Source organism: Kitasatospora sp. NPDC054768 (assembly GCF_053612025.1).
The window spans coordinates 1-21,790 of the sequence record NZ_JBSHBN010000018.1 but is presented as its reverse complement, the minus strand read 5'-3'; the positions used below and the strand labels follow the sequence as shown (position 1 = coordinate 21,790).

Sequence of the window (21,790 nt, the reverse complement as noted above, 5' to 3'; positions counted from 1 at the left end):
CCGCCGCCCGCAGCGTGTCGACCGGCGGGCCGGTGCACCGGCGCCCCGGCCACCGCCCGTCACCAGAGCCTGGCCGGGCGAAGCGCTCAGCCGAGCAGGCCGCCCATGTGCCCGTCCTCGGCGAGCAGTCGCCAGGAGCAGCCGGGCGAGGCGAACGCCTCCGGGTCGACGGTCTCCACCAGTCGGTCCACCACCGCGCTCAGCAGCGCCTGCGGATCGAACACCGCCCAGGTGCCCCGGGCCCGGCCGTATTCCCAGCGGTCCCACTCGGCGCGCAGCCGCTCGTACGTCCAGAGGGCGTAGAGCAGGGCGGACAGGTCGCGGTTCAGGTAGGCCTCGGGGTGGCCGTCGTCGTACCAGTCCGGCAGCTCCAGCCGGCCGGTGGCGCAGTCCAGGGCGATCGTGAGGTCGGTCGGCCAGTCCCCGAGGGCGAGGTAGTCCCGCTGGTACGGCCGTTCCTCCTCGCCGTCGAAGTACTCCGGGTACGCCTCGCCCATGGTGACCAGCGGTTCCTCGCACACCCCGAACATCGCCCCGCCCAGCGGCAGGCCGACCTCGGTCAGCAGCCGCCGGGTCGGCTCGTGTACGAGAGCGGCGGGCAGCTCCTCGGGCCGGAACCGGTGCACCCGGCCGGGGCCGCCGTCCTGGTCCGTCAGCGCCGCCAGCTCCGCCACCAGCTCCGGGGCCGTCTCGTACGCGGGCCCGCCCGGCCCGCCCGGCAGCGCGCCCCAGCCCAACGCCCGCACCAGCAGCGCGGTGCCCCAGTGCGGGGGCGGCGCGGACCCGTCGTCGAACAGCCCGGGATCGATCTCCCGCATCCGCCGCTCGGCCCCCGCCAGCACCTCGGCCACCACGGTGGGCCCGCGCCGCCCGTCCAGCGCCTCCGGCCGCCGGGCCCCCTCGGCCACCGCGTCCACCGCGCGCACCAGGCCCGCCAGCGCGGCCACGCCGGAGGCCAGCAGGTCGCGCCGCGGGCCACCGTTGTCCAGGAACACCTCGCCGGTCACCCCGTCCAGCAGCACCAGGCTCCCGCCGGCGGCGAACGGCGTGCAGTACTCCGTTTCCCCGAGGACGAACAGCCGCTCCGCCTCCGCCGGGAACGCCGTCAGCTCCCCGTCCCCGAGCGCCTCGAAGTCCAGGAACGCCCCGGTCGCCGGAAGCCCCTCCCGCACCAGGAAGTCCCGACTCCCCGCGTGCACCACCTCACCCGGCAGCTCCGCTGCCCGCACAAACCCCACGTGCCCCAACCCTTTCCCTGCCTGCCCCGTGACCCACAGACCCTAGCGGCCCGGCCCGACAACACCGAGGACTCCCGAGCGGGGGAGGGGTGTGGCGGCGGGTCGGTGCGAGCGGCCGGCCGGGGGCGGGGTGGTTCGGTTGGTCGCCCGGGGCGCTCGCCGTGTGGGGGCGGAGGGGAGCGCGCCCGGGCGGCTCACGGCAGCGCGGCCCCGTCGACGTTCCAGTGCTCGGGCAGGTCCGCGTCGCAGAAGACGCAGGCGTAGTGCTCCTCGCGGACGAGGTTGCACCGGGCGCACCGGGGGCAGCGGCGGAAGACCACCGCGTGGGTGAAGGTGTCGGGGTGCGGCAGTCGGAGGCGGGCGAGGGCGGCGGCGACGGCAGGCCAGGACGTGGTGTCGGGGCAGTAGCCGGTGGAGTGGTTGCTGACCGTCTCGACCTCCCATCCGCCCGGGTGCCGCCGGAACCCGATCTCCCCGGCACTCAGCACCAACTCCCCGCCCGCACAGTCCACATGCTCGCTGCGGCGCGGAGCGAGCCGCAGCGCGCCGCCGAGGTCGACCGCGAAGGTGAACGGTTCCGCGAGTTCCTCCGCCGACCGCCCCTCCACCCAGGCGGCGAACTCGCCTTCCGTCCGCAACCGTTGACCGCCACCACCGGTGCCGTCGCCCGCTGCCCACAGCTCCGGTGGCCCCACGTACCGGTACGCCCTCCCGAAGCCGTCCGCCACCTCCGCCTCGATTCCGCGCCCGGCCAGCCGCGCCCGCCAGTACGCCATCTCGACGGCTGTCCCGCTGAGGCCGAAGTCCCGCAGCTCGTCCAGGAGTTCCCGCGCCTGCCGGAGTGTGATGCCCGCTCCTTCGCGGAGCGTCCGCAGCGCGGCCACCGGGTCGGTGAGCGGCCCGGTGAGCCGGAGCCGGGCCGGTCCGTGGGCGGTCAGCAGCGTCTCGCGGACGTCCTGGGGTGCGGCCTCCGGGCCCGCGTCCTCGCAGCAGGCGGCGCCGCACTGCGGGCAGAAACGCTCGGCGTCCCACCACAACTCCCGTCCGTGCAGCAGGAACTGTCCGAAGCTCCGGACCGCGTCGCCTCCGCAGTCCGCGCACCGGACGGTCACTCTCGCACCCTGTTCCGTACCCGTCACGCCGGAGGTCCCCATGCCCGACACCCTAGGGAGCCGCTTCGCTGCCGCTCCACCCGGCCCGTAGAGTGCGGGGATGAAGCGCTACCTGCTGACCGGCACCCCGGGGGCCGGGAAGACGGCGATCCTGCGGTGGCTGGAGTGGGCGGGCCATCCGGTGGTCGAGGAGGCCGCGACGGACGTCATCGCGCTGCGGCAGGCCCAGGGCGAGCCGGAGCCGTGGACGGACCCGTCGTTCGTGGACGCGGTGGTCGACCTGCAGCGGCGGCGGCAGGAGGAGGCCGTCGGCCGACCGGGGGAGGTGCGGTTCTTCGACCGCTCGCCGGTGTGCACGTACGCCCTGGCGGTGCACCTCGGCCATTCGGTGACCCGGGCCCTCACCCGGGAGCTCGACCGCATCCGGGAGGCGGGGGTGTACGAGCGCAGGGTGTTCTTCGTGGAGAGCCCGGGCTTCGTCACCCCGTCCGAGGCCCGGCGCATCTCGTACGAGGAGTCGCTGCGGTTCGAGCGGATCCACCGGGAGGCCTATGCCGGGTTCGGGTACGTGTGCGTCCCGATCGCCCCGGGGCCCCTCGCCGACCGGGCGGCGGCCGTGGTGCGGCACGTCGGCGCGGACGCGGCCCCGCACGAGAGCTGACGGCCCCGGCCCCCTCGGCCCCTCTGGCCCCTCGGCCCCTCCGGCTCCCACCCCCCTCCGGCTCAGGCCAGTCCGCCGGCCTGCCGGGCCGCCTGCTCCACGCGGTCGTGGTGGGTCCGCCACCAGTCGGCGTCGCCGGGGGCGGTGTTGGCGCCGTCGGAGCGCTGGCCGGTGGCGCCGTCCACGAGTTCGCGGACCAGGTCGGCGTGTCCGACGTGGCGGTGGGTCTCGGCGATCATGTGGACGAGTACCCGGTGCAGGGTCTGTTCGTGGCCGGCGCCGAACGGGACCGTGCCGACGGCGTCCAGCGGCAGGGCATCGATGGTGGCGTCGGAGTGTGCCCAGACCCGCCGGTAGCGCCCGGTGATCTCCTCGGTGCTCTCGTCCGCCCGCGCCCACAGGTCGCCGTTCGGCTCGGTCCCGCCGGTGATCCACACGGGGGCCGGTTCGGGGAAGGGGCGGCCGAAGGTGTCGCCGAAGTACAGCGCCTCGGCGCCGGTGACGTGCTTGACCAGGCCCAGCAGGTTGGTTCCGGTGGGGGTGAGCGGGCGGCGCAGGTCGTACTCGGAGAGGCCTTCGAGCTTCCAGAGCAGGGCGTCGCGGGCGTCCTGGATGTAGATCCGAAGGTCGGTCTTGTCATCTGTCACAGTCATGGGATCAGTCTGCTGATCACGGAATGCCTGTCCATCGATTTCCCGCCCCGCGGACTTCTGGCCAGGAGTCAACTCGTGCCAGGATCAACCCCGTTCGCCCGAGGCCGGAACCCTGGCCGAACCCCCGGCCGCCCCTGGCCGGATCCCCACGGCCGCCCCTGGCCGGATCCCCACGGCCGCTCCCGGTCGGACCCCTGGAGGAGCAGCCATGGCAGACGACCCCTGGTCCTGGGACGAGACGCTGTTCGCCGGAACAGCCGCCCACTACACCCGCGGCAGGCTCCCGTACGCCCCCGGACTGGCGGAGGCGCTGGCCGAGGCGCTGGGGCTCGACGGGCGGGGGCGGCTGCTCGACGTGGGGTGCGGGCCGGGCACGCTGGCGCTGGGCCTGGCGCATCTGTTCGGCGAGGTCGTCGGAGTGGACCCGGACGCCGGGATGATCGCCGAGGCGCGCCGGGCCGGCGCCGCGGAGCCCAAGGCCACCTGGGTGCGGGCCCGGGCCGAGGAACTGCCGTCGGGCCTCGGCACCTTCACACTGGCGACCTTCGGCCAGTCCTTCCACTGGATGGACCGCGACCTGGTGGCGGCGACCGTACGGTGCGTGCTGCGGCCCGGCGGCGCCGGGGGTGGCGCACGTCTCGGACCTGAAGGGCGAACCGCGGCCCACCGAGGGGCTGCCGCACCCGCCGGTCCCGTACGCCGCGATCGGCGAGCTGGTCCGGCACTACCTCGGCCCGGTCCGCCGCGCCGGGCAGGGGCTGCTGCCGCACGGCACGCCGGACGACGAGGCCGCCGTCCTCGCCCGGGCGGCCTTCACCGGCCCGCAGCGGATCGTCGTCCCGGGCGGGCGACCGCTGGAGCGCACGGCCGACGAGGCGGTCGCGGGCGTCTTCGCGCTCTCCTCCTCGGCCCCGCACCTCTTCGCGGAGCGCCGCCCGGCCTTCGAGTCGGACCTCCGCGGCCTCCTCGCCCGGACCTCGCCGTCGGGGCTCTTCTCGGAGCGGCAGCCGAGCAGCGAGGTGTTCATCTGGCGCACCGCAGAGGAGCGTTGACGGTCCGGGACGGGACACGGGACACCGGAGACCGGAGACCGGACAGGAGGGCCGTCCCCGCCCCGACCCCGTCGTCGACGCTCTCGCCGCCGACGCAGGGGAGCGGAGCAGCCGGGGAGCGGTCAGCGGACGATGTCGAAGACCTGCTTCTGGAGGCCGTTCCCGTACACCTCGTGCTCGACCAGCTTCAGCTTCTGGGTGTCCTTGTCCGTCGTGCTGAACAGGCGCTTGCCGGCGCCGAGCAGCAGCGGGAAGACGAGCAGGTGGTAGCGGTCGATCAGACCGGCGTCCGAGAGGGCGCGGTTCAGGGCGGCGCTGCCGTGGACGATGATCGGGCCGCCCTCGGTCTCCTTCAGCGCGGCGACCTCGTCGAGCGAGCGCAGGATGGTGGTCCCGCCCCAGTTCGGCACCAGGTCGTCCTCGGTGAGGGTGGTGGAGACGACGTACTTCGGCAGCGTCTTGTAGCGGGCGAACTCCGGCATGTCCGGCCACACCGGGCTGAACGCCTGGTAGCTGACCCGGCCGAGCAGCATCGCGGTGGCCTCCTCCTGCTCCCGCCCCTTGATCTCGAACGCCTCGGGGAGGAACTCGATGTCCTTGAAGGTCCAGCCGGAGTTGCGGTAGCCGGGTTCGCCGCCGGGGCCCTCGACGACGCCGTCGAGCGAGATGAAGGCGGTGCTGATCAGGGTGCGCATGGGTGGTTCCTCGGTTCTCGTGCGGATCTGGAGCGGTCGGGCCGGTCAGGCCGGTCAGGCCGGTCAGGCCGGTCAGGCCGGTCGGGGCTGTCGGGGCTGTCGGATCGACGGGCCGATCGGGCTGGGCCGGTCGGGGCAGTAAGTCGGTCGGGCCGGGGAGGTCCGGCCGGCCGGAAGGAGCAGGTCAGCCGAGGGCCCCGGACAGCCACTGCTGCCAGGCGGCCTCGGACCCGTCCGGAGCCGGGCCGAAGAGGTGGTGGAACATCAGCACCAGGCCGGAGCCGTGGTGGAAGGTGTAGAGCCCGTCGGCGGTGCGGACCTCGAAGCGTTCGTCGTCCGCCCAGGCCACCTCGCCGTCCAGCGGCGGCAGGCCCGCCGGTTCGCCGTGGACCCGCGTGCCCGCGGTGACCGGGAGCGGCAGCGACAGGGCGTGGGCGAGGAGGGCCCGGACCTCCGGTTCCGGCCGGCCGGCCGACGGCGCGGCGGCGAAGACGGGGACGGCGGTGCGCCCGGGGAAGTGGGTGAGGTACTCGCGCAGCGTGTGGAGGTGGAAGGGCCAGCCGCGGCGCAGTGCGTCGTACTCGTCCTGCCAGTCGTCGCCGAGCAGGCCGCTGTGGACGACGCGGAGCACGGTGGCACCGCCGTCCCGGCCCTCGATCAGGTACTCGAAGGCCATGAACCGGCCGTCCTCGCCGGCGGCCGTACGGGTGGCCAGGCGCTTGCCGGGCTCGTAGGCGGTGACGACCGCCTCCGCGCGGTGGCCCCCGGTCTCCATGACGGCGGTGCCGCCCTCGCGCGGGTCCAGTTCGTTGCGGCCCATGAACCAGGAGTCGAGTCCCGGTCCGGTGGCGATCGCCTCCCAGACCTGTTCCGGGCTCGCCGGGAGGGAGGTCTCCAGCTCGATCTCGAACGGGTGGGTCATCGTGGGTTCTCCTGGTTCGGTGCGGTTCCGGCGCCTTCTGCCGCGCTGCCGGCGGCGTCGGCCTCCGGCCCGGTCCCGGCCGGTCCGGCCCCGGCCGCCCCCGCCTCCGCCCCGGGCTGTGCGGCGGGGATCTGGTGGAGTCCGACCACCACCCGGTGGCTGCGGCCCCCGGGGGCGGACTCGTCGTGGTAGCGGCTGACGAGGGCGGCCACGGACTGGGCCAACTCCTCGGCGAAGGCGGCCCGGTCGGCCGCGGAGGCGAACCGCACCTGCGCGTCGATGCCGAAGGTGGCGACCCGCCGCCGGGCCCGGGAGGCGCCGGTCAGCAGGGACCCGACCTCCTGCACCAGCCGGGAGCCGAGCGCCAGCAGCCAGCGGGCGGAGAGCTGGTCGGGGGAGCGGGCGGGGTCCGGGCTCACGGCGGCCAGGACGTTGGGGGAGATCACGTAGGAGGCCGCGGTGGCGCGGTACACCCGTTCGGTGACGTTGCCCTTGCGGCGCTCCTCGGCGAGTTCGACGAGGCCGTGCCGCTCCAGTTCCTTCAGGTGGTAGTTGACCTTCTGCCGGGGCAGCCCCAGCCGGGCGGCCAGCATGGCGGCCGAGCCGGGCTCGGTCAGGGCGGCGAGGAGGCGTGACCGCATGGGGTCCAGCGAGGCCTCGGCCGCAGCGGGTTCTTCGATCACGGCGACTTCCAGCACCGTTCCAGCATCCAGCCGACAAAAAAATTTGTCAAGGAAAAAACACTTGTCGGTAATCCGGTCGGGCGAGTGCCGCCGCCCGACCGGCGGAACACGGGGTCGCGGGGCGGAGGCCCGGACTTCGACGGGACGAGCCCTCCCGCCGCCGCCCCTCGGCCCCCGCCCTCCCGCCGCCGCCCCTCGGCCCCCGCCCTCCCGTCCTCCTGTCCCCGCCCTCTCGCCGCCACCCCTCGCCGCCGCCCCTCGGTGCCCGCCGCCCTTCCGCCCCCCGCCGCCCTCCGGCGGGAGCCGCTCAGACGGTGGAGCCCGTGAACGCCGACCGCACCTCCTCCCCGTGCTCGTCGTGGCGGTCGGCGACGGCCAGCTTGCACCGGCCGTCCTCGCAGGAGCGCTGGAGGCGGCCCCGCGAGACGGTCTGCGCCAAGCCGATCGCCCAGCACGTCGGGCAGCCGCGCAGGGCGAGCAGGCCGACCGGCAGGAGGGCCAGGCCGACCGGCCCGACCGCCGGGACGAGGGCGACCGAGCCGATCAGCGAGCCGATGCCCACCACGCCGCGCACGACGTGTTCGGCCAGGGACTTGCTCGCGAAGTCGGGGCCCCCGGGTCCGGTGGCGGTTCCGGGCTTCGTTCCGGGCTTCGTTCCGGTCATCGTTTCCTCCACGGGCGGATTCAGGTGGCGGGCCGCAGTGTCCGGTGGACCGCCGAACGGGCCCGGTGCAGACGGGACTTCATCGCCGCCGTGCTGAGGCCCAGCGCGTCGGCGACCATCCGGCCGCTGTGGCCCTGGACGTCCCGCATGATCAGCACTCGGCGCTGGTCGGGGGGCAGGGCGGCGACCGCGGCCGCCACCGTGCCGGCTTCCAGGCGGCGCAGGGCGGTCTCCTCGGCGGAGTCCACGCAGACGTCCTGTCGCAGCGGTGCGCCGTGGTCCCGCAGCCGGGTCCGTGCGCGCCGGAGGCACTCGTTGCGGACGATGCGGAACATCCAGGACGCCAGGGCGCCGGAGGCCCGCAGCATCCCGATCTTGCGGTACAGGATGATCAAGGCCTCCTGTGCCGCGTCCTCCGCGTCCTCCGGGGTGGCGCAGAGGGAACGGGCGAACCGCTGCACATTGGGGTGCGATCCCGACACCAGCGCGGCGATCGAGTCGACGTCGCCGGCCTGCGCGGCGGCGATCAACTGCTCGCCGGGCCAGGTCGATTCAGCCACGCCCGGCTCGCTTGCGCTTCACGGCCAGCATGCAGGTGCAGAGCAGCACCAGGGCGACGGCGATGCCGATTCCGATGATCATCACTACCTCCGGATCCCGTACCCGACGTTTGTCGGAACGTTTATAAGAGGCGCGGGTCGCTCCAAAGGATTCGGCCCGCGCCGCAGAAAGTCGTCCGGGTTCCCGGCGGGGCGCCGACGGCCGTGCCACGGCCCGTACGGCCTGCGCGAGCGGCCGGGTGCACGGAGAGTTGTGACTGGTCGGGGTAGTTGTCACCCGGGGCGCCTTGCGACCTGCGCGTTCGCCTCGCCGTGGTCGCGCTAGCTGTCACCGAGTGGTCGAGATTGTTGTCACCTGCCTCGCCTGGTCACGGCGGTTGTCACCGCCCGGGGCGGCGAACCGGCTGGTCAAGGTCGGCGCTCCACCCTGGCGGGTGACGACCGCCGTGCGCATCACCGGAGCACTACGCCGGCCTGACGCCTCAGGAGACGCAGGTCGTCCGCCTCGCCGCCCAGGGATGTCCAACCGGGACATCGCCGCCCAGCTCTTCCTGAGTTCGCGAACGGTCGGCTACCACCTCCAGAAGGCCTATCCGAAGCTCGGCGTCGGCTCGCGCGGGGAACCGGCGGCGCTGGTCCGACGGCGGTGGTCCGAAAAAACCGGTTGCGGGGGAGCGCGGCCCAGATCACGATGTGCGGCATGTACCTGTGCTGACGACTGCCACGTAGCAACTCACCCCTACGCGATCGACCTCTGCGCCGAGCCACCGGCCGCGCGCCGAGTCGATGACACGCGCGCTCACGCGATCGACCGCCCTCGGCGCTCGGCCATGCCGCCATGCCGCCATGCCGACATGTCGCCATGTGGCCATGTCCCGAGGCGATGAGACGCGCCGTCGCGAGTTGCCACGGAGAGATACGACCTGTCGCGCGATCGACCTCGGGACGCCCCGCCATGCGGCCACCCGCCCCGAGGCGATGACACGCGCCCTCGTGAGCACTCGTCAGATTCCAGGAACCCCGGCCGATCCATCCGATCCGGCCTGCGCGCGTTCCTGCTGAACCAGGAAACAGACCACCATGCATACCGAACGCAAGGCCCGCTGGGCCGTGCGCCAGTCCGCGCTGCCCACCGCCGTCCGCAGCTGCCCGGACTGCTCCAGCACGCGGCACCGGCCCTCGGGCAAGATCCGTGTCAACGCCAACGGCAAGCTCCTCGACGTCTGGCTGCTGCTCAGCTGCGCGGGCTGCGACCGGACCTCGAAGGTGCCCGTCCACGAGCGCGTCCACACGTCGTCGCTGGAACCCGCCCGCAGGGAGGCGTACGAGAACAACGACCTCGCCGTGGTGCGGGAACTGATGATGAGTGCGTCGCTCGCCGCCAAGAACGGCTACAGCCTGGACTGGAGCGGCACCTGGGAGCTGGAGGCACGCACGCCGCTCCACGCGATCGACGATCCGACCCCGCTGACGGTGCTGGTGAGCTTCGAGCTGCCGGTCCCGGTCCGGGTCGAACGCCTGCTCATGTCCGGCCTCGGCCTCAGCCGCAGCCGGGTCCGCCGGATGGTCGCGGACGGCCGCATCCGCCTGCCGCTCGCCCCGGACGCCAAGGTGCGCCGCGACTTCGAGCTGACGGTCCACGCTCCGGCGGCGACCCTGGCTCAGCTCGCGGCTCCGGTCGCGGCGACGCGGCGGGAGGCGGTGCGCGAACTCGGCGCCGCCGACGTCGTCGAGGCGCCGCTGCGCCTGTCGCGCGCGGTGTCCGGGGCGTAGGCCGACGGCTCGGTGCGGGGCGGTACCCGCGCGCGGCTCACGGACTCGCCGTTCGTGAGCCGCGCGGCGGGCTCCCGCGTGGTGGGTCCAGCCTCCTCCGACGACGCAGTCCGGGGTGCCGCAACGGTGGCGGCAGGCGGTGGTCGGAGCGTGGCCGGAACCCCGAGCGTCCCCAGGCCCGACGGCAGGATCGTCGCCATCGACGCAGGTCGCCAGGCTGTGCGCTTCTACCGTCACTACCCGCAGCCGGTGGCCGCGGTGCGGCGGTACCTGTCGCGCCCGACCTTGCTGCGGCGCCGGCTGGCTGCCGCCGACCGGTTGGATCCGGCGGAGGGTGGCGCGGTGGTGCTGCGCTGCCGGCCACCGATCCCGACGGCCGCACCGTGATCGCCTCCGGCACCGTCACGGCCTACGATCCGCCGGCCCTCTTGGAGCTGGGCCTCGACCCGCACGGGCGGGTCCGGTCGACCTGACCGACGAGGGCGGCGGCACGGCTCTCGCCTTCAGCGCCAAGCTGCCCGTGCCCTCCTCGGGGAGGGTTCCGGGAAGGGGGGTGACAGACATCGCGGCCAGGTGACAACTCGCCGGGACCCGCCACCGGCAACGCACCAACCGGCTCGGCGAGCTCCGACCGATCGCTGCCGCCCTCGACGCCTGCGCACGCGACCTCGCTGCCGAGATCGACCAGCCGGACACACCCCGAAACCCCTGACCGAGACCCCGGCCGCGAAGGTCCGCCCAACCCTGGGACCGTCCCCGGGTGAAGCGGTACCCAGGTCACCGGACGCGGTCACCGGCCCGATCACCCCGGGGGCGACCGCCGCTGAGGCGGCACCCCCGGGGTCGGGGTGTTCGGCGCGTCGCGCCCGTGGTGACAGATGCCGCGTTGAAGTGACAGGTATCGCGTTCAGGCACAAGAGTGCGGGTGGGTTGACCAGGTCGGACTTGAATCTTTGCGAACGAATGTTCGATCCTGGGGGTGTGCCCGTTTTCGAATCTGTTTTCGAATCCACCGCCGAGCAGCCCGCACGCCCCGTGCTCCGCCCGGTGGCGTCCCCGGCTGCCGCACCGGGGGAGCGGGGGGAGCGGGGGGAGCCGCGGGAACGGGAGGAGCGAGAGGGACGGGCGACACCGGCCACCGGGCGGACGGCGGAGCCCCCGGGGCTGCTGCCGGTGCCGTCCGCGCTGCGGGAGGTGCTGCCCGACGCCGGGCTGCGCCGGGGGACGGCGGTGTCGGTGGCGGGCGGGGACACCGGGCTGCTGCTGGCGCTCGCCGCCGGAGTGAAGGAGACCGAGGGCGGCTGGGCCGCGGCGGTCGGACTGCCGGACCTGGGGCTGGCCGCCGCCGAGGGGTACGGACTGGACCTGCGGCGGCTGCTGGTCGCGGACGATCCGGGGCCGCACTGGGCCGAAGTGGTCTCGGTGCTGGCCGGCGCGGTCGAGCTGATCATGCTGCGCCCGGACGGGCCGGTGCCGTCGAAGCTGGCCGCCCGGCTGGCGGCGGTGCTGCGGCGCAGCGGCTGCGTGCTGCTGGTCGCCGGGCCGTGGCCGGGCGCGGTGCTGCGGCTGGGGGTGCGCTCCGGGCGCTGGTTCGGGCTGGGCGACGGCCACGGGCAGCTCGTCGGCCGGCAGGTGGAGGTGGTGGCCGAGGGCCGCGGCTCGGCGGTGCGCGGCCGGACGGCCCGGCTCTGGCTGCCCGACGAGCACGGCGCGGTGCGCCCGCTCCAGGAACAGCCGCGACAGGGACGGCCGCAGCCGGTGGCGGAACCGGCGATGCCGGCACTACCAGCGCTACCGGCACTACCGGCACTACCGGCGGCGGAGCCGATGGCACCCCGCGTCGCGGCGGTGGTCTGAGATGGCGGACGACGGAACCCCCCGGGTGCTGGTGGTCTGGTGCCCGGACTGGCCGGTGGTGGCCGTCACCGGCGACGACCCGGTCGCGGTGACCGAGGGCGGGCGGATCCTCGCCTGCTCGGCGGGCGCCCGGGCGGCCGGGGTGCGGCAGGGGCAGCGGCTCAAGCTGGCCCAGCGGCTCTGCCCGGAGCTGGAGCTGCGCGACCGCGACCCGGAGGCGGAGACCCGCCGCTTCGAGCCGGTGGTCGCGGCGGTGGAGGCGTTCACGCCCCGGGTGGAGGTGATCCGTCCGGGACTGTGCGCGATCCCGGTGAAGGGCCCGGGTCGCTACTTCGGCGGCGAGGAGGCGCTGGCCGGCAAGGTCGGCAGAGCGGTGGCGGACGCCCTCGGACGGCCCCTCGTCCCGGACGCCGTCCCGGGCGCGGTGGCCGTCGAGGCCCGACCGGCAACCGCCTCCCGACCCGAAGCCGCCTCCCGACCGGCAACCGCCTCCCGACCCGAAGCCGCCCCGCAGACCCGGGCGGCCCGGGACGCAGCAGCCGCCCCGCAGACCCGGGCCGCTCCGGCCGAAGCCGCCCCGCAGGCCCGGGTCGGTGTCGCCGACGGCCTGTTCGCCGCCGTGCTCGCCGCCCGGGCCGGAGTGCTGGTCCCGGCCGGACGGACGGCGGAGTTCCTCGCCCCGTACCCGGTGAGCGCGCTGGGCGACGAGACGCTGGCCGAACTGCTGGGGCGGCTCGGCCTGCCCACCGTCGGGTCCTTCGCCGCCCTGCCGGCCGAGTCGGTCGCGGACCGCTTCGGCCCGTCCGGGACGGTCGCGCACCGGCTGGCCCGCGGCTTGCAGCCGCGCCCGCTGGTGCCGCGCGACGAGGAGCCGGACCTCGCCGTCGAGCAGCGCTTCGACCCGCCGGAGCCGCTGGCCGAGCCGCTGGTGTTCGTCGCCCGCACGCTGGCCGAGCAGTTGCACCGGCGGCTGGCCGGGGCCGGGCTGACCTGCCGCCGGGTGGCCGTCGAGGTGGCCTGCGCGGACGGTCGGACGGCCTCCCGGCTGTGGCGGCACGAGGGCCGGTTGTCCGCGACGGCGCTGGCCGAGCGGGTCCGTTGGCAGCTGCAGGCCTGGCAGGGCGCGGGCACCTTCGCCGGCAACGGGGAAGGCGGGGAGGACACGGGCTTCACCCTGCTCCGGCTGGCCCCCGACGGCCTCTCCCCGGACCAGGGCCGCCAGCTCGCGCTGTGGGGCCAGGCCGTCGCGGACGACCGGGTGGAGCGCGCGGTCGCCCGGGTGCAGGCGGTGCTCGGCCACGCGGGGTTGCGCCGGATCGAGCCGGCCGGCGGGCGCGGCCCGGGCGAGCAGGCGGTCAAGGTGCCGTGGGGCGAGCCGTACGAGGCGGCGGTGGCGGCCGACGCGCCCTGGCCGGGGCGGCTGCCGGAGGTGTGGCCCGCCGTGGTGCTGCGGGAGCCCGCGCCGGTGCGGGTGCTGGACGGGGCCGGGCAGCCGGTCACGGTGGACGGCCGGGCGGGGGTGTCGGCCCGGCCGGCCCTGGTCGTGGTCCGGGGCCGGGAGGAGCGGGTGGACGGCTGGACCGGTCCCTGGCCGGCGGTCGAGTACTGGTGGGACCAGTCGCTGGCCCGGCGCCGGGCGCGGTTCCAGGTCGTGGTGGGCGGTGGCCGGGCGCTGCTGCTCACCGTGGAGGGGGGTGCCTGGTACCTGGAGGCCGGCTACGACTAGCGGCCGGCCCGGACCCGGGGGAGTGGAACGAGCACGAGAACGACGAAGGCGACCCCGATGGGCTTCACCAGCCACCCCACCCTCCCCTGGAGCGAGCTGCACCGCCGGCTGACCGGCGCGGCGCCGGACCGCACGGTCGTCCCGCTGCGCCGCCCCGCTCCCGAGCTTCCCCCCGCTCCCGAGCTTCCCCCTGCTCCGGAGCGTCCCCCCGCTCCGGCCGGATCCCCGGTCCCGGAGCCCGAGTTCGGTCCCGGCCCCGGGAGGGCCGCCGAGCCCTGGGCCGAGCTGCACGTCCACTCCGCCTTCAGCTTCCTGGACGGCGCCAGCGACCCGGAGGACCTGGTCGCCGAGGCGGTCCGGCTGGGCGTGGAGAGCCTCGCGATCACCGACCACGACGGCCTGTACGGGGCCGTCCGGCTCGCCGAGGCGGCCCGGGGCACGGGCCTGGCCACCGTGTTCGGCGCCGAGCTGACCGTCCGCGACGGCGGGGCGGAGGAGCACCTGCTGGTCCTCGCCCGCGACCCGGCCGGCTACCGCCGCCTCTCCGCCGCGATCGCCGCCGCCCAGCTGGCCGGCGGCGCCAAGGGCAATCCGGTGTACGACCTCGCGGCGCTCGCCGGGGCGCACGACGGCCACTGGGCGGTGCTCACCGGCTGCCGGCTCGGCCGGGTCCCCGCCGCGCTGCCCGACCGGGGCGAGGCCGAGCGCCGGCTCCGTACCCTCACCGAGGCGTTCGGCCGCGAGAACGTCCACGTCGAGCTGATCGACCAGTGGCTGCCCGGCGACGACCGGCGCAACGACGCCCTCGCCGCCCTCGCGGCGACGGCGCGGCTCCCCGTCGTCGCCTCCACCAACGCCCACCACGCCGGCCCCGCCCAGGGCCGCCTCGCGCAGAGCCTCGCCGCGCTGCACGACCGCCGCACCCTCCAGGACGCGGTCGGCTGGACCAGGGCGGCCGGCACCGCGCACCTGCGCTCGGGCCGTGAGATGGCCGGCCGGCTGGCCCGCTTCCCCGGGGTGCAGCGGGCCACCGCCGAACTCGGCCGGGCCTGCGCCTTCGACTTCGCCCGGCTGGATCCGGAGCTGCCCGGTTTCCCCGTGGCCGAGGGCGAGAGCGAGATCAGCCACCTGCGCGCCCTGGTCGCGGCCGGCGGCCCGGGCCGCTTCGGCCCCGGCAACGCCGCCGCCCGCCGCCAGCTCGGCCGGGAGCTGGACGTGATCGAGGACCTCGACCTGGCCGGCTACTTCCTGATCGTGCACGACATCGTGGACTTCTGCCGGAGCCGGGACATCTGGTGCCAGGGCCGCGGCTCGGCCGCCAACTCGGCGGTCTGCTACGCCCTCGGGATCACCGCCGTCGACCCGATCCACTACGAGCTGCTGTTCGAACGCTTCCTCTCCACGGCCCGGGACGGGCCGCCCGACATCGACCTGGACATCGAGAACCGCCGCCGCGAGGAGGTCATCCAGTACGTCTACGGCCGCTACGGGCGCGAGCACGCCGCCCAGGTCGCCAATGTGATCACCTACCGGCCCCGGCTGGCGATCCGCGACGCCGCCCGGGTGCTCGGCTACCCGCAGGGGCAGGTGGACGCGTTCAGCCGGCAGACCGACTTCCGCTCGGCCCCCGGCGCGGACGCCGTCATCCCCGCCGACGTGCTCCAGCTCGCCACCCAGCTGCACGGCCTGCCCCGGCACCTGGGCATCCACTCGGGCGGCATGGTGCTCACCCGGGAGCCGATCGGCGAGATCTGCCCCACCGAGTGGGCCCGGATGCCCGGGCGCTCCGTGCTCCAGTGGGACAAGGAGTCCACCGCCGGCGCCGGACTGGTGAAGATCGACCTGCTCGGCCTCGGCATGCTGGCCGCCCTGCACGACGCCTGCGACCTGGTCGCGGAGCACCACGGTCTGCGCTACGACCTGGCCACCATCCCGGACGACGACAAGGGCGTGTACGCGATGCTGCGCCGGGCCGACACCGTCGGCGTGTTCCAGGTCGAGTCCCGGGCGCAGATGGCGACCCTGCCCCGGCTCAAGCCGGACCACTTCTACGACCTGGTGGTCGAGGTCGCGCTGATCCGCCCCGGACCGATCCAGGGCGGCTCCGTCCACCCGTACCTGCGCCGCCGCGCCGGGGCGGAGCCGGCCGGCTGCCCGCACCCGCTGATGGAGAACGCGCTCGGCAAGACCCTGGGGGTGCCGCTGTTCCAGGAGCAGATGATGCAACTCGCCATCGACTGCGCCGGGTTCACCCCGGCCGAGGCCGACCGGCTGCGGCAGGCGATGGGCGCCAAGCGCTCGCACGAGCGGGTCGCCCGGCTGCGCGACCGGCTGCTGGGCGGGATGGCCGAGCGCGGCATCCCGCCCGAGGTGGCGGAGGACGTCTACGGCAAGATCGAGGCCTTCTCCAACTACGGCTTCCCGGAGAGCCACGCGATCAGCTTCGCCTACCTGGTGTACGCCAGCGCCTGGCTGAAGCACCACTTCCCGGCGGCCTTCACCTGTGCCCTGCTGGCCAACCAGCCGATGGGCTTCTACTCGCCGCTCAGCCTGGTCGCGGACGTCCGCCGGCACGGTGTGCGGGTGCGCGGGGTGGACGTCAACGCCAGCGGGGCGCGGCCCACCCTGGAACCGTACCGGGGGCCGACCCCCGGGCCGCCGCTGACGGCAGGGCGCCCGCAGCCGGCGATCCGGCTCGGCCTGGAGACGGTGCGCGGCATCGGCACCCCGCAGGCCGAGGCGATCGTGGCCGGGCAGCCGTACGCGGACCTGGAGGACTTCGCCCGCCGCACCGGTCTGCCCGGGCCCGCCCTGGAGGCGCTGGCGACGGCCGGGGCCTTCGACTGCTTCGGGTTGACGAGGCGTCAGGCGCTGTGGGCGGCAGGGGCGTTCGCCGGGATCTCGGCCGATCTGATCCCCGGCACCACGCCCGGTGCCGAGGCGCCGGAGCTGCCCGGGATGAGCCCGGTCGAGGAGACCATCGCCGACCTGTGGGCCACCGGCACCTCCGCCACCAGCCACCCGCTCCAGCACCTGCGCGCCCGGCTGGAGCGCGGCGGCGCCCTCTGTGCCGACCGGCTCGCGGACGTGCCGCCGGGGACGGCGGTGGTGGTCGGCGGCCTGGTCACCCACCGGCAGCGGCCGCCGACGGCCGGCGGGGTGCTCTTCCTCAGCCTGGAGGACGAGACCGGGCTGATCAACGTGATCTGCAACCGCCCGGTCTGGGAGTCCCGGCGCCGCACCGCCCTGGACCGGGCCGGGTTGCTGGTGCACGGGCACATCGAGCGCGACCGGGGCGCCACCAACCTGATCGCCACCCGGCTCGCCCCGCTCCGGATCGGCCTCTGAGCGGGGCGGGCCGGTGTGCTTCCGCCCGTCGGTGCGCGTCGACGCGTCGGGGTACGGCTAGAAGGCGGGCTGGTCGGCGAGGTCGAAGATCCGCAGGTCGGTGAGGCGGACGGTGTACCAGACCTCCTGGCTGCCCCCGCGTCCCAGGCCTTCGCCCCGCCCTACGCCTGCGCCCCCGGCTGCCGCCCCTTGCCCGGCGCTCCGGCGAAGGCCTGGGCGATCGGGAGCCAGGCGGTGGCGACCGGCCCGGTGGCGGTGAGGGCGAGGTCGTCCCGGTGGCGGCGCTGGGTCACCAGCAGGCAGAAGTCCAGGGCGGGGCCGGACACCACGTCCTCGGCCCCGGCCGGGCCGATGGACCAGGTCCCGCCGTCCGGCGCGGTCAGGTCGAGCCGGACCGGCTGCTCGGGCGCGGGCAGTCCGTGCAGGGTGAAGGCGAAGCCCAGGGTGCGCAGCCCCAGGTGGGCGATGTGCCGCAGCCGGTCGGTGGGCTCACGGGTGGCGCCGAGTGCGTCCGCGACGTCCTGGCCGTGCGCCCAGGTCTCCATCAGCCGGGCAGTGGCCATCGAGGCGGGCTTCATCGGCGGGCCGAACCAGGGCAGCCGGACGTCGGCCGGGGCGGCGGCGAGTGCGGCCAGCACCTGCGCCCGACCGGCCCGCCAGCGGGCGAGCAGTGCCGCGGGCTCGGCGGCCGCACCCGTACGGGCGCCCTCCTCGACCGGGTCGGCGCCGGCCGCCACCAGTTCGGTGAAGCGCCCGCCGAGCGAGGTGCCGAAGCCCTCCGGGTCGCGCGCGGCCAGGGCCGTCCAGTCGTCGGTCCAGGCCAGGTGGGCGATCTGGTGCGCCACCGTCCAGCCCTCGGCGGGCGTCGGGCGGGCCCAGTCCCCGGCGGGCAGCCCGGCGACCAGGTCGTCCAGCACCGCGCTCTCGTCCCGCAGGTCCGCCAGCAGTCCGCCCAGGACGTCGCCCGGGGCGTTCGGGTCGGTCATCGGTTTCCCTCCGGTCGAAGCCGGTTGCCGTCCGGCAGTTGCTACCCGCCGGTAGCGTACGGGCGCACCCTATGCCCGCCCGGCCGCCGGTGTCCGCGACTCCACGAAACACGCATGTCAGGACTCTCGCCACCGGCCCCACCGCGTGTGACAATTCCGCGATGACCAGGGCTGCGGACCCCCACCTTGCGCAACCCGTCGCCGACGCTGCGCGACCCGACGACCCCGAACTGGCCGCGCGCGCCGCCGAGCTGGTGCGGGACGCCGTGCTCGGTGACCTCGCCCGCCGGGTGGTGGCCGAGTGCGGCGTCGACGTCGGCCTGGTCGGCGTGCCCGAGCCGCTGCCCGGCAGCCGCCCCGACAGCGAGGGCATGGTGCTGCGGCACTGGGCCGGCACCCGGGCCGACCTGCTGCACGACGTCCCCGTCCCGGCCGGACTCGGCCTCGGCGGCCGGGCGCTCGCCGAGCGCTCGCCGACCTGGGTGCCCGACTACCGTGCGGCGACGACGATTTCGCACCACTACGACGCGGCCGTGGCCGCCGAGGACCTGTACGCGATGCTCACCGTCCCGCTGATGGACGGCGGCACCGTGCACGGCGTGGTGTACGCCTCGCTGCGCACCGTCGTCCCGTTCGGGGACGTGCGGATCTCCGCGGTCGGCACGCTGGCGAGGGCGGCGGCCCGGGCGCTCGCCGGGGCCGCCGCCTGGAGTCGCGAGCGGCCCCGGAAGGCCGCCCCCGTAGCGCCGTTGACCCCGCGCGAGCACGAGGTGCTGCGCTGGGCGGCGACCGGCCGGACCAACCCGGAGATCGCCGCCCGACTGGGCCTGACCTGCAACACGGTGACGGGCTACCTCAAGTCCGCGATGCGCAAGCTCGGCGTCCGCAACCGGACCGAACTCGCCCTCGCGGCGAGGGAGTCGGGGCTCGTCAGTTGACCTGGCGCTCCCGCCCGGTCCAGTACGGCTCGCGCAGCCGGAACTTCTGCAGCTTCCCGGTGGCGGTGCGCGGCAGGGCATCCCGGAACTCCACCGTGGTGGGCGACTTGTAGCCGGCCAGCCGCTGCTTGCAGTGCGCGATCAACTCGGCCTCGGTGACCGCCTCGTGGCCTTCCCGGAGCACCACCAGCGCCTTCACCGTCTCGCCCCACTTCTCGTGCGGCACGCCGATCACCGCCGTCTCGGCGACCGCCGGATGGTCGTACAGGCAGTCCTCCACCTCGATCGAGGAGACGTTCTCCCCGCCGCTGATGATGACGTCCTTCTTGCGGTCGGAGATGGTCAGCTGCCCGTCCGTGAGGGTGCCGCCGTCGCCGGTGTGGAACCAGCCGTCCCGCAGTGCCTCGGCCGAGGCCTCCGGCTGCTGCCAGTAGCCGTCCAGGACGGTGTTGGAGCGCACCAGCACCTCCCCGGAGGGATCCACCCGCAGCTGGGTGCCGAGCGCCGGGGCGCCCGCCTGCACCAGCTTCTCGGCCCGCTCGGCGGCCGGCAGCGCGTCCCACTCGGACCGGGTGCGGTTGACCGTGACCGCGGGGGAGGTCTCGGTCAGGCCGTACAGCTGCATGAACTCCCAGCCCAGCTGCTCCTCGACCTGCTGCACCACCGAGGTCGGCGGCGGGGCGCCGGCCACGATCATCCGCACCCGGTCCCGGCCGGGCACCGGGCCGTCCCGGTCGGCGGCCGCGTCCAGCACCATCTGGACCACGGCCGGCGCGCCGGACAGGAAGGTCACCCCGTGCCGCTCGACCCGGCGCAGGATCTCCGCGCCGTCCACCTTGCGCAGCACGATGTGCCGGGCGCCCAGGCCGGTGAGCGAGAACGGCAGGCCCCAGCCGTTGGCGTGGAACATCGGCAGGGTGTGCAGGTAGACGTCCCGGTCGTTCGCGCCGTAGTGCAGGCCCATCAGCGTCGCGTTCAGCCAGATGTTGCGGTGGGTGAGCTGAACGCCCTTGGGGCGGGCGGTGGTTCCGCTGGTGTAGTTGATGGTGGCGGTGTCGTTCTCGTCCACCGCGTACCGCCGCGGGGTGCCGTCGAAGTCGTACAGCACGGCGTCGCTGTCCGCGCCCAGCACGAACTTGTGCTTGGCCACCACCCCGTGCAGGGAGTCGGCGACCTCGGGGTCGACCAGCAGCACCGAGGCGCCGCTCTGCTCGACGATGTACGACACCTCCTCGGCCTTCAGCCGGAAGTTCACCGGCACCAGCACCCGGCCGTGCCCGCTCACCCCGAAGAAGGAGGTCAGCAGCCGGGCCGAGTTGTGCGAGACGACCGCGACCCGCTCGCCCGGCCCGACGCCGAGCCGGTCCAGCCCGGCGGCCTGGGCCCGGGCCAGCTCGGCGACCCTGCGGTAGCTCAGCTCGCCCCAGGATTCGGCCGGCTGTGCCGGCTCGTCGACGATGCCGACCCGGTCGCCGTAGACCAGCTCGGCCCGGTCGAGGAAGTCCATCACGGAGAGTGGAATCTGCATGCGCCCACTGTCCTCCCCCGCCCGCGCCCTGCACACCCCCGAACGGGGGTGTCACCCGCCCGTGGGCACCGGATCCGCCTCCCCGGCCGCCGTCAGCGCCGCCACCAGCCGGTCGCGGGCCTCCGTCTGGGCGGCGATCCGGCGCTCCAGCACCGCCAGCCGCTCCCGGGCGATCCCCAGCACCCGCGCGGACGGCCGGCCCGCCAGCACGTCCCCGTCCAGGCACCCCAGCAGCGGCCGGAGGTCCTCCAGGGTGAGCCCGGCGGCGACCAGCGCGCGGATGTTGCGCACCCGGACGACCGCCGACTCGCCGTACTCGCGGTAGCCGTTCGGCGCCCGCCCGGACTCGATCAGCCCGGCCTGCTCGTAGTGCCGCAGAGCGCGCGCGGTACTGCCCGTCCGGGCCGCCAGCTCGCCGATCCGCACCGCCACCCGTCCCCTCCCGGTCAGCCCACCAGCGCGCCGCCGTCCACCGAGAACACTACGCCGGTCACGAACGCGGCCTGCGGCGAGGCCAGTTGGATGATCGCCCAGGCCACCTCCGCCGGGCGGCCGATCCGGCCCAGCGGGGTGTGCTCGATCTGCCACCGCCGGATCGCCGCCCGCTGCTCGGGGCCGTACCCGGAGTGCTCGCCGATCGGCGTGTCGATCGCCCCGGGCGCCACCGCCACCACCCGGACCCCGCGCGGCGCCAGCTCCACCGCCCAGCTGCGGGTGACCGTCTCCAGTGCCGCCTTGCTCGCCGCGTACACCGAGTTGCCCGGCCAGCCCCGCTGCCCGACGGCCGTGCTGACGTTGACCACCACGCCCCGGCTCCGCTCCAGCTCGGGCAGCGCGGCCTGCCCGAGCAGCACCGGGGCGACCAGGTTGGTGGCCAGCAGCGCCTCGACGCCCGCCCGGTCGAAGTCGCCGAGGCCCTGCCGGCTCTGCACGATCGCGGCATTGTTGACCAGCACGTCCAGCCGCCCGAACCGCTCCACGGCCACCCGGACGATCTCCTCCGGGGCGTCCGGCCCGGTCACGTCCGCGGTCAGCGGCTCGATCAGCGCCGGGTGCGCGGCCGCCGTCCCGGCCAGCGGTTCGAGCCGCCGTCCCACCGCCAGCACCCGCGCCCCCTCGGCCGCGAAGGCCCGCGCCGTCTCCCGCCCGATCCCCGTCCCGGCCCCGGTGACCACCACGACCCTGCCCCGCGTCCCGCTCTCGTCGTTCATGTCCCCACCCTGCGACCCTGCCGCCAACGTCAGGGTCAAGCGGGAGCCCCGCCCGCCGCTCGCCGAACCCGCCGCTCGCCGAACCCGGCGCTCGCCGAACCCGGCGCTCGCCGAACCCGGCGCTCGCCGAACCCGGGGCGATAACCGGGCGCGGGGGCCCGGGTAGGGCCCCAGCCAGGAGTG

Annotated in this window: 19 protein-coding genes and 2 pseudogenes; 9 read left to right on the top strand and 12 right to left on the bottom strand. The window is 75.2% G+C overall.

Translation table 11 applies throughout. From position 1 onward, the window contains the following. Positions 1-86: 86 nt before the first annotated feature. A complete protein-coding gene (locus tag ACWGKU_RS08030; protein WP_452177260.1) occupies positions 87-1,229 on the bottom strand; it encodes an SUKH-4 family immunity protein in 1,143 nt (380 codons plus the stop codon). 203 nt (positions 1,230-1,432) lie between these two features. After that, complete coding sequence (locus tag ACWGKU_RS08025) at positions 1,433-2,350, bottom strand: hypothetical protein (RefSeq protein WP_452177210.1); 918 nt, start codon at positions 2,348-2,350, stop codon at positions 1,433-1,435. Between the two features lie 100 nt (positions 2,351-2,450). Here ACWGKU_RS08025 and ACWGKU_RS08020 point away from each other — a divergent pair, with 100 nt between their 5' ends. Then, entirely contained in the window at positions 2,451-3,011 is a 561-nt protein-coding gene (locus tag ACWGKU_RS08020) for an AAA family ATPase (protein ID WP_452177209.1), read from the top strand. 62 nt (positions 3,012-3,073) lie between these two features. Here the strand turns inward: ACWGKU_RS08020 and ACWGKU_RS08015 are convergent, their stop codons facing one another. Next, a complete protein-coding gene (locus ACWGKU_RS08015; RefSeq protein WP_452177208.1) occupies positions 3,074-3,664 on the bottom strand; it encodes a DinB family protein in 591 nt (196 codons plus the stop codon). 208 nt (positions 3,665-3,872) lie between these two features. On the opposite strand from ACWGKU_RS08015, the pseudogene ACWGKU_RS08010 reads away from it, so the two are divergent. Further along, a pseudogene (locus ACWGKU_RS08010) lies at positions 3,873-4,716 on the top strand (class I SAM-dependent methyltransferase). A gap of 122 nt (positions 4,717-4,838) precedes the next feature. On the opposite strand, the gene ACWGKU_RS08005 reads toward ACWGKU_RS08010, so the two are convergent. From ACWGKU_RS08005 to ACWGKU_RS07985, 5 genes are all read right to left on the bottom strand, one after another. After that, positions 4,839-5,411 (bottom strand): dihydrofolate reductase family protein, encoded by a 573-nt coding sequence (locus ACWGKU_RS08005; RefSeq protein WP_401053948.1) that lies wholly within the window; start codon positions 5,409-5,411, stop codon positions 4,839-4,841. A 184-nt stretch (positions 5,412-5,595) separates the two neighbouring features. Then, the gene (locus ACWGKU_RS08000; RefSeq protein ID WP_452177207.1) at positions 5,596-6,333 is read right to left on the bottom strand and encodes an SRPBCC family protein; all 738 of its coding nucleotides are present in this window, start codon (positions 6,331-6,333) and stop codon (positions 5,596-5,598) included. Continuing rightward, positions 6,330-7,031, bottom strand: coding sequence for an ArsR/SmtB family transcription factor (locus tag ACWGKU_RS07995; RefSeq protein WP_452177206.1), 702 nt, complete (start codon positions 7,029-7,031; stop codon positions 6,330-6,332). Before ACWGKU_RS07995 ends, ACWGKU_RS08000 begins: the two co-directional genes overlap by 4 nt. Positions 7,032-7,323: 292 nt before the next feature. Next, positions 7,324-7,680 (bottom strand): hypothetical protein, encoded by a 357-nt coding sequence (locus ACWGKU_RS07990; RefSeq protein ID WP_452177205.1) that lies wholly within the window; start codon positions 7,678-7,680, stop codon positions 7,324-7,326. Between the two features lie 20 nt (positions 7,681-7,700). After that, positions 7,701-8,240 carry an RNA polymerase sigma factor gene (locus ACWGKU_RS07985; protein WP_452177204.1) on the bottom strand — a complete coding sequence of 180 codons (540 nt, stop codon included), beginning with the start codon at positions 8,238-8,240 and terminating at the stop codon, positions 7,701-7,703. Between the two features lie 471 nt (positions 8,241-8,711). Here ACWGKU_RS07985 and ACWGKU_RS07980 point away from each other — a divergent pair. The 6 genes and pseudogenes from ACWGKU_RS07980 to ACWGKU_RS07955 all read left to right on the top strand — a co-directional run. Continuing rightward, positions 8,712-8,875 (top strand): annotated as a pseudogene (locus tag ACWGKU_RS07980) (response regulator transcription factor); the annotation flags it as partial. A 445-nt stretch (positions 8,876-9,320) separates the two neighbouring features. Beyond that, positions 9,321-10,013: a DUF1062 domain-containing protein gene (locus ACWGKU_RS07975; RefSeq protein WP_452177203.1), complete on the top strand. Its 693-nt coding sequence runs from the start codon at positions 9,321-9,323 to the stop codon at positions 10,011-10,013. Between the two features lie 150 nt (positions 10,014-10,163). Continuing rightward, positions 10,164-10,400 carry a hypothetical protein gene (locus ACWGKU_RS07970; protein ID WP_452177202.1) on the top strand — a complete coding sequence of 79 codons (237 nt, stop codon included), beginning with the start codon at positions 10,164-10,166 and terminating at the stop codon, positions 10,398-10,400. Between the two features lie 594 nt (positions 10,401-10,994). Beyond that, positions 10,995-11,870 carry a hypothetical protein gene (locus tag ACWGKU_RS07965; protein ID WP_452177201.1) on the top strand — a complete coding sequence of 292 codons (876 nt, stop codon included), beginning with the start codon at positions 10,995-10,997 and terminating at the stop codon, positions 11,868-11,870. Position 11,871: 1 nt separating this feature from the next. Beyond that, the gene (locus ACWGKU_RS07960) at positions 11,872-13,596 is read left to right on the top strand and encodes a DNA polymerase Y family protein (protein ID WP_452177200.1); all 1,725 of its coding nucleotides are present in this window, start codon (positions 11,872-11,874) and stop codon (positions 13,594-13,596) included. 57 nt (positions 13,597-13,653) lie between these two features. Further along, positions 13,654-16,944 (top strand): error-prone DNA polymerase, encoded by a 3,291-nt coding sequence (locus ACWGKU_RS07955; protein ID WP_452177199.1) that lies wholly within the window; start codon positions 13,654-13,656, stop codon positions 16,942-16,944. Positions 16,945-17,105: 161 nt separating this feature from the next. Here ACWGKU_RS07955 and ACWGKU_RS07950 read toward each other — a convergent pair whose 3' ends face one another. Then, positions 17,106-17,930 carry a TIGR03084 family metal-binding protein gene (locus ACWGKU_RS07950; protein ID WP_452177198.1) on the bottom strand — a complete coding sequence of 275 codons (825 nt, stop codon included), beginning with the start codon at positions 17,928-17,930 and terminating at the stop codon, positions 17,106-17,108. 161 nt (positions 17,931-18,091) lie between these two features. Here ACWGKU_RS07950 and ACWGKU_RS07945 point away from each other — a divergent pair, with 161 nt between their 5' ends. Beyond that, positions 18,092-18,868: a helix-turn-helix transcriptional regulator gene (locus tag ACWGKU_RS07945; protein WP_401048956.1), complete on the top strand. Its 777-nt coding sequence runs from the start codon at positions 18,092-18,094 to the stop codon at positions 18,866-18,868. On the opposite strand, the gene ACWGKU_RS07940 is transcribed toward ACWGKU_RS07945, so the two are convergent. Genes ACWGKU_RS07940 through ACWGKU_RS07930 form a run of 3 tightly spaced genes read right to left on the bottom strand, consistent with a single transcriptional unit; the run spans position 18,861 to position 21,607 of the window. Further along, positions 18,861-20,396 carry an AMP-binding protein gene (locus ACWGKU_RS07940; protein ID WP_452177197.1) on the bottom strand — a complete coding sequence of 512 codons (1,536 nt, stop codon included), beginning with the start codon at positions 20,394-20,396 and terminating at the stop codon, positions 18,861-18,863. The genes ACWGKU_RS07945 and ACWGKU_RS07940 overlap by 8 nt on opposite strands. A 51-nt stretch (positions 20,397-20,447) precedes the next feature. Further along, on the bottom strand, positions 20,448-20,822 hold the full coding sequence (locus ACWGKU_RS07935) for a MerR family transcriptional regulator (RefSeq protein ID WP_401048962.1): 375 nt from the start codon (positions 20,820-20,822) through the stop codon (positions 20,448-20,450). 20 nt (positions 20,823-20,842) lie between these two features. Beyond that, positions 20,843-21,607, bottom strand: coding sequence for an SDR family NAD(P)-dependent oxidoreductase (locus ACWGKU_RS07930; RefSeq protein WP_452177196.1), 765 nt, complete (start codon positions 21,605-21,607; stop codon positions 20,843-20,845). Positions 21,608-21,790 lie beyond the last annotated feature (183 nt).